We start from the raw sequence: 6,234 nt of genomic DNA, 5'->3' as shown, positions 1-6,234 counted from the left end.
TGCCATCGTGAACGTGGGCAGCATGTGGGCGCACCAGGCGCTCGGCGTGACGCCGTCGTCGGCCTACTCGATGGCCAAGGCGGGCCTGCACGCTCTCACCCACAACCTGGCCATTGAGCTCGCCGGCGAGGGCATCCGGGTGAACGCCGTGGCTCCGGCCGTCACCCGGACGCCGCTGTTCGAAAAGGTCTTCCCGGCAGGTCAACTGGACGCTGCGATGGACCAGTTGAGCGGCCTGCACCCGCTCGGCCGGGTCGGCACGCCCCAGGACCTGGCCTCCGCGATCGTCTTCCTCCTCTCGGACGCGTCGAGTTGGACCACGGGCGCCATCCTCAATGTCGACGGCGGTGTCATGGCCGGCCGCAACTAGAGGCACCCCCGGGCAGTCCTCGGGGCAACTTCCAGTCCGTCCGGACGTATTGGCTCATATGCGCGTCCGGATGGCGCTGGAGGTAGTGCTGGTGTTCAGGTTCCGCCTCCCAGAACGTGCCGGACGGGACAACCTCGGTGACCAGCTTCCCCGGCCACAGTCCAGACGCGTCGCAGTCGGTGATCACCGCTCGCGCGATGCTTCGCTGGCCTTCGTTCAGGTAGAAGATGGCGGACCTGAAGCTCAAGCCGACATCGTCGCCCTGCCGATTCAATGTGGTCGGATCGTGGATCTGGAAGAAGAATTCCAGGATGCTGCGGTAGTCCGTCCCGGACGGGTCGAAAGTGACCTCGGCCGCCTCCGCATGATTCCCGTGGTTTCGGTAGGTCGGTTCCACCACCTCGCCACCGGTGTAGCCGACACGGGTATCCACGACACCCGGATAAGTCCGGAACAGCTCCTGTACGCCCCAGAAGCATCCGCCCGCCAAAACGGCACACACCCTTGCCGGTAACACGCTGCCTTCCCCCTTCGCCGGTTCATCCACCATTAGCTGCCGAGGCGGAGGGATTCCTTACCTGGCGTCTGCAGTCGTCAGGCTGGGGGATTTCGCGAAACGCGCGCAAGGCGCAGGCGAAAACAGCGACTTCGCGTAGACGGTCTGTAGATGGTGCCGTGATGGGCTTGTTCGTACGAGATGACCTGGGGATTGAGGGCCATGCACGCTGCGAATGCCGAAACAACGCGCCGTAGACGACAACTCGACCCCGAGTCCGCCGCCTGGGTGGACGCGCTGGAGGACGGCCGTGGACCGCGGTACGAGCAGGCTTGCACGCGGCTGCATGAACTGCTGGTGAGGATTGCCAAGGACCAGGTGTTGCGCAGGGGTTCGCGTTACCTGATAGCCGGGCCCGAGCTGGACGATCTCGCCCATCAGGCGGCCGCCGACGCCCTGATGAGGATCACGCGCAAAGTCCGTGAATTCCGAGGCGATGCCAGGTTCACCACCTGGGCGTACCGATTTGTCGTGCTGGAAGTTTCCAGCAAGCTGAGTCGCCATTTCTGGCGCGTTGCGCACGCCCGTTTCGACCTGGAGGAATGGGCGCAGGTGCCCGACCACGCCGGCGTCGACCCCGTCAGCCAATCGCAGGCGCGAGAGCTGGCCGACGCCGTACGCGACGCCGTCCGGACGGCACTGAGTGCCCACCAGCGAGAGGTCTTCACCGCCGTCGTCAACGGAGTCCCCCTGGATACGCTCGCCGGCGAGTTGGAGACCAACCGGAACGCGCTCTACAAGACGATGTTCGACGCCCGCAAGAAACTCCGCGCCCAGCTGATAGCGAACGGGCACCTCAGCGCCGCGGGCTGACCGCTGGTGGCGTATAAACGCCATACGCAGCGGCTTCCTGACCTTTCATCACACGCCCTGTGCTTCACTGAAGGCATACCGATTGAGTCATCGGTTCCAAGCCTGTCGTTCCTCCGTCTCCTCCCCCCTGGGTGGCGGGGGAAGGGCTTGTCGAGTCGTGGTTCAGTCGCGTGTGACGGCCCAATGCGCGCTTGGGTTCGTCGTGACGGGCCGGCCCTGGTGCATTCCCCGAGCAGCGGGGCCGGTCCGAGTCCGACAGACCGGAACGGCGAGCCGGTGCCTGAGGTCCCGTGCTGGAACACCACGATGCGTCTGGATGTTGCTGGAAGACATGAAAATCGGTGAGGCTGCCAAAGCCAGCGGCGTCAGCGCACGGTCGTTGCGGCACTACGAAGACGAAGGCCTGATCGTGCCGGGTCGGTGCAGCAATGGCTTCCGTGACTATTGCCAGTCCACGATCGAACAGGTGCTCGCCATCCGCTCACTGGTGGAGTCCGGACTTCCCGTTCGCCTGATCAGAGAAGTGCTGCCACAACTGGTAGGCGGATCTGCTCTCGATACGGATGCGGTGTGTACGGATTTCCTACGTGGGGTCCAGCGTCACCGTGACCGACTCGCAGCGCGCATCGCCGTTCTCAGCGACCAGCGTGCAGCACTTGACGCTTACCTGGCTGTGCAACTCACAACCCGCGTGGCCTCACCATCTGCACATCGGCCTGCCTAGCTCCGCGACACCATGGGCAGGCCGGAACCCTGTGCGAGCGAACAGTGCATATCCGCACTGGCCCAGCGAGTTGATCGTTTCCTAATGTCGACAGCAACTCTGTGGCTGACAGCCCAGGGACTGGCCGGCACCCCCATGACCGTCCGCCTCAGCTGTTTCATGTAGAAAGAAGTGTTCCTTGGCTGCCTTGGACAAAAGAGCCCTCGACCCGGCCCCCGGAAAAGCCCATGTGGCGGAGGGGCCGTGGCCCGTCCGTCTGACGGTCGCCTTCACGCTCCTCTACATGAGCATCCATGTGTACTGGGCGGTGGGCGGCACCTGGGGTGTGCCACTGGCGGCACAGCAGAACGCCGACGCGGTCAGGAACGCCAACTGGGTCGTGTCCGTGATCATGCTCATCGGTGCGGCATGGGTGCTCGCGCTCCATCACCGCTTCGCCAGGCGCGTGTCGGCCTGGGTGGTACTCACTCCGCTCTGGGGCGGCGCCGTGATCTGTGTGTCTCACGCCGTCTTCGGCTTCGTCACGAAGAGCCTCTACCTGGCCGGCGTGCATGATGCCGTCGATTTCCCGAAGGCGGCCGGAGTGGATGCGACGACACTGGCGCACGATCACCACGTTTCGGCGGTGAGAGACCTGTGGCTCTTCGAGCCGAGTTTCCTGATTCAGGGACTTCTGCTGGCGCTGGTCGGTTGGCAGTTCATCCGCACTGCAGCCGCGCGCCGAACGTGGTCCCTGTCCTTGCTGCTGGGAATCGCGGCCGTCGACGTCTTCGGGTTGCTGCTTTCGCTCGGCAACATGCACGTCGCTCTCGGCTGACACCACCCGGCAGTGTTCCGACCAGCCCTTGACACAAAAAAGCGTGCAGGGCGCTCAACGACGTCCATGGAGGACTCATGGCCGAAGAACTCGACCCGGCGACGGCCAGGACCGTCCAGGTGCAACTCGACGGTGTGTTCACAGAGCCGATCAAGCAGCGCAAGAACGGCTTTTACCCTGACGTGTCCCATGAACTGGCCGAGCACATGAGATCCGGCTGGGCGAAACCCGAGGCACGGAACGTCGCCCCGATCACCCAGGTCGCGGAGACCGCTGCCCGCCGCCTCGAACTGTCGCACCGTTTCCCGGGTGAATGGCTGGTGATCCCCGCAGGCCGTCTGAAGACGCGCTCGAATGACACGGCATACGCCTTTCGAGCCGCCACCGAGTACGCCTACCTCACGGGCGATCAGAGCGAGGGGGGAGTCCTGGTCCTGGCGCCGAACGCCACCGGACACAGGGCAACGCTCCATCTTCTGCCCCGCTCGAACCGCGAGAGCGGCGAGTTCTGGCTGGACGAGCAGGGTGAACTATGGGTCGGCCCCCGCCACTCCCTCACCGAAGCGGAACAGATGTACGGCCTCAACACGGCCGATGTGCGCGATCTGCCGGACATGCTGCGCCGGAGCAGTGGACCGGTCCGGATCGTCCGCGGGCACGACGCTCAGGTCGAAGCGGCCGTAGCCGACAGGACCACCGCTCACCGCGACGAGGAACTGCTCGTCTTCCTCTCCGAGGCGCGCCTGGTCAAGGACGCCTTCGAGATCGGCGAACTGCAGAAGGCCGTCGACTCCACCGTGCGGGGCTTCGAGGACGTCGTGAAGAACCTCGACAAGGCCCAGGTGACCGGCGAGCGGTATGTGGAAGGCACCTTCTTCCTGCGCGCGCGGGTCGAGGGCAACGATGTCGGCTACGGCTCCACCTGCGCCGCGGGCCCGCACACCTCCACCTTGCACTGGGCCCGCAACGACGGCCCCGTGGTGCCGGGCGATCTCCTGCTGCTGGACGCCGGCGTGGAGACCCACACCCTCTACACCGCCGACGTCACTCGCACCCTCCCGATCAGCGGTCGCTACAACGCCGTTCAGCGGAAGATCTACGACGCGGTGTACGAGGCGCAGGAGGCCGGTATCGCAGCGGTACGACCTGGTGCCCGCTTCCGGGACTTCCACGACGCGGCTCAGCTCGTGCTGGCGGGGAAACTCGTCGAGTGGGGCGTGCTCCAGGGCCCGGCCGAGCGTGTGCTCGAACTCGGACTGCAGCGCCGCTGGACCCTGCACGGCACCGGGCACATGCTCGGCATGGACGTCCATGACTGCGCCGCCGCGCGCGTCGAGTCCCACGTCGCCGGCACGCTCGCGCCCGGCATGGTCTTCACCGTGGAGCCGGGACTGTACTTCCAGCCGGACGACCTGACGGTCCCCGAGGAGTACCGGGGCACAGGCGTCCGCATCGAGGACGACATCCTGGTCACCGAGGACGGCAGCCGTCTGCTGTCGGCAGGACTGCCGCGCCGCTCCGACGAGGTCGAGGCTTGGATGGCCTCGCTCCGACCCACGCCCGGGCCTCGCGATTGACACGGGGCATCATGAGTGATGGACTGATATCTCAGATTGAGTAGTAGAGATCTCAGCGTCAGCGTGACGCTCGTCCAGTACCACTGCGAGATCACGATGAGCACCACACTCCTCCCCACCCGCCATCTCATAGAGCTGCCGAGCCACCCGTCCGCGGCTTCCACCGCCAGGCGTCGCGTCATCGCATCGCTGTTGGAGTGGGGATGCCCGCGCGACGGCGAGGTGCACTACATGCTGGGTGTGATCGTCTCCGAGCTGGTCACCAACGCCGTCACTCATGCCGGCCGGCACACGCCACGCATCCTGGTCACCGTGAGGCTCGACGACCGTGCGGTCCGTATCGGAATCCGCGACAACCACGCCGACCGTCTTCAGCGCCGCGCTCCGTCGCTGTGTGCGACGGACGGCCGTGGAACGGCCATCGTGGAGGCCCTGCTCGACGAATACGGGGGCCACCTCAGCACCGAGATGCACGACGACGGCAAGACGATCTGGGCAGAAGTGCCCAGTCGTCTCTTCGCATGCAGGTGATCACGCGGAATTGACGCACCCTCAGGCGCGGTCGGCCAGCGTGACCTTGATGCCGTCCAACGTGCAGCGCAACATGAACTCGAACATGTTCTGCGGTGTGACCGCCTGGAATTCGGCCGCTCCGAACTGCGAGATGAGGGGCAGGTCCCGGCTGGCGAAGACAGCGGTGATGGCTGACTGACGAGAGGCGAGCCATGCCTCGTCCTCCGCAGCGCTGGTGGCCCGGGCCAGAGTCAGTGCCGAGCCCTGCACCGCCGCACTGACGGCGACGGCCACTTGCAGCATTTCCGGAAACGCCAGGCCACGGTCAGCGACGGCACGCATGCGCCAGTCCGTGTAGGCCATCATGGACGCCGCCAGGGGAGGGCGCGTGGTCCCGGCGACGATCAGTGCGAGCCATGGATGCGCACGGTAGATCTCCCATTCCCGGCGCGCGGAAAGCTCCAGGTCGGCCCGCCAGCCGTCCGTCCCGTGGGCGGGCAGCGGATGGGCGGCGAACAGCGTTTCGACCACCAGGTCGATCAAGGCGTCCTTGTCCGGGACGTGCCGGTATTGCGACATCACCCCCACGCCCAGCTCTGCCGCGGTGCGGCGCATGGAGAGGGCTTCGAGCCCTTCGCGGTCGGCGATCCTGATGGCCGCCTCCACGATGCTCTCCGCGGTCAGGGACGACTCCGCCGCCTCACCTCGCCGTGGGGCGACGCCGGCCGTCCTCCGTGTCGGGGCGGGTGGTTCGAGGGAGCCGTCCTGACCAACTCCGTTGCCGTCGACGGCGTGAGCATCGCGACGGGCGCGGTAGGCCCGAGATCTGCAGGCCGGCGAGCAGTACCGCGGCGGCCTGCCTCG

The 6,234-nt window shown here is 66.1% G+C and carries 8 protein-coding genes; 6 read left to right on the top strand and 2 right to left on the bottom strand.

The window, feature by feature from the left end; translation table 11 throughout:
* A partial coding sequence (locus MQN93_RS35470; RefSeq protein ID WP_242712762.1) for an SDR family NAD(P)-dependent oxidoreductase occupies nucleotides 1-370 on the top strand: 370 nt, incomplete at its 5' end.
* Here the strand turns inward: MQN93_RS35470 and msrA are convergent.
* Nucleotides 351-920, bottom strand: a complete 570-nt coding sequence (msrA, locus tag MQN93_RS35465) for a peptide-methionine (S)-S-oxide reductase MsrA (RefSeq protein WP_242712761.1) — start codon at nucleotides 918-920, stop codon at nucleotides 351-353. The two genes, MQN93_RS35470 and msrA, sit on opposite strands and share 20 nt — an antisense overlap.
* Nucleotides 921-1,088: 168 nt before the next feature.
* On the opposite strand from msrA, the gene MQN93_RS35460 reads away from it, so the two are divergent.
* The 5 genes from MQN93_RS35460 (at nucleotide 1,089) to MQN93_RS35440 (ending at nucleotide 5,388) form a co-directional block, all read left to right on the top strand.
* Nucleotides 1,089-1,739 (top strand): sigma-70 family RNA polymerase sigma factor, encoded by a 651-nt coding sequence (locus MQN93_RS35460; protein ID WP_242712760.1) that lies wholly within the window; start codon nucleotides 1,089-1,091, stop codon nucleotides 1,737-1,739.
* Nucleotides 1,740-2,055: 316 nt separating this feature from the next.
* Nucleotides 2,056-2,463 carry a MerR family transcriptional regulator gene (locus tag MQN93_RS35455; RefSeq protein WP_242712759.1) on the top strand — a complete coding sequence of 136 codons (408 nt, stop codon included), beginning with the start codon at nucleotides 2,056-2,058 and terminating at the stop codon, nucleotides 2,461-2,463.
* Nucleotides 2,464-2,641: 178 nt separating this feature from the next.
* A complete protein-coding gene (locus MQN93_RS35450; protein ID WP_242712758.1) occupies nucleotides 2,642-3,280 on the top strand; it encodes a DUF3995 domain-containing protein in 639 nt (212 codons plus the stop codon).
* Between the two features lie 77 nt (nucleotides 3,281-3,357).
* Nucleotides 3,358-4,857, top strand: a complete 1,500-nt coding sequence (locus MQN93_RS35445) for an aminopeptidase P family protein (protein WP_242712757.1) — start codon at nucleotides 3,358-3,360, stop codon at nucleotides 4,855-4,857.
* Between the two features lie 63 nt (nucleotides 4,858-4,920).
* Nucleotides 4,921-5,388 (top strand): ATP-binding protein, encoded by a 468-nt coding sequence (locus MQN93_RS35440; protein ID WP_242712756.1) that lies wholly within the window; start codon nucleotides 4,921-4,923, stop codon nucleotides 5,386-5,388.
* A 21-nt stretch (nucleotides 5,389-5,409) separates the two neighbouring features.
* Here the strand turns inward: MQN93_RS35440 and MQN93_RS35435 are convergent, their stop codons facing one another.
* A complete protein-coding gene (locus tag MQN93_RS35435; RefSeq protein ID WP_242712755.1) occupies nucleotides 5,410-6,036 on the bottom strand; it encodes a TetR/AcrR family transcriptional regulator in 627 nt (208 codons plus the stop codon).
* Nucleotides 6,037-6,234: the final 198 nt, after the last annotated feature.

It is taken from the genome of Streptomyces spinosisporus (genome assembly GCF_022698145.1).
Taxonomy (GTDB): Bacteria; Actinomycetota; Actinomycetes; order Streptomycetales; family Streptomycetaceae; genus Streptomyces; species Streptomyces spinosisporus.
The sequence above is the reverse complement of the archived record's forward strand: the minus strand, read 5'-3'. Positions and strand labels throughout refer to the sequence as shown.

Excerpts from the sequence above, each read along its gene's own strand:
- msrA (WP_242712761.1), bottom strand. The coding sequence starts at position 920 with ATGGTGGATGAACCGGCGAAGGGGGAAGGCAGCGTGTTACCGGCAAGG.
- MQN93_RS35460 (WP_242712760.1), top strand. The coding sequence starts at position 1,089 with ATGCACGCTGCGAATGCCGAAACAACGCGCCGTAGACGACAACTCGAC.
- MQN93_RS35455 (WP_242712759.1), top strand. The coding sequence starts at position 2,056 with ATGTTGCTGGAAGACATGAAAATCGGTGAGGCTGCCAAAGCCAGCGGC.
- MQN93_RS35445 (WP_242712757.1), top strand. The coding sequence starts at position 3,358 with ATGGCCGAAGAACTCGACCCGGCGACGGCCAGGACCGTCCAGGTGCAA.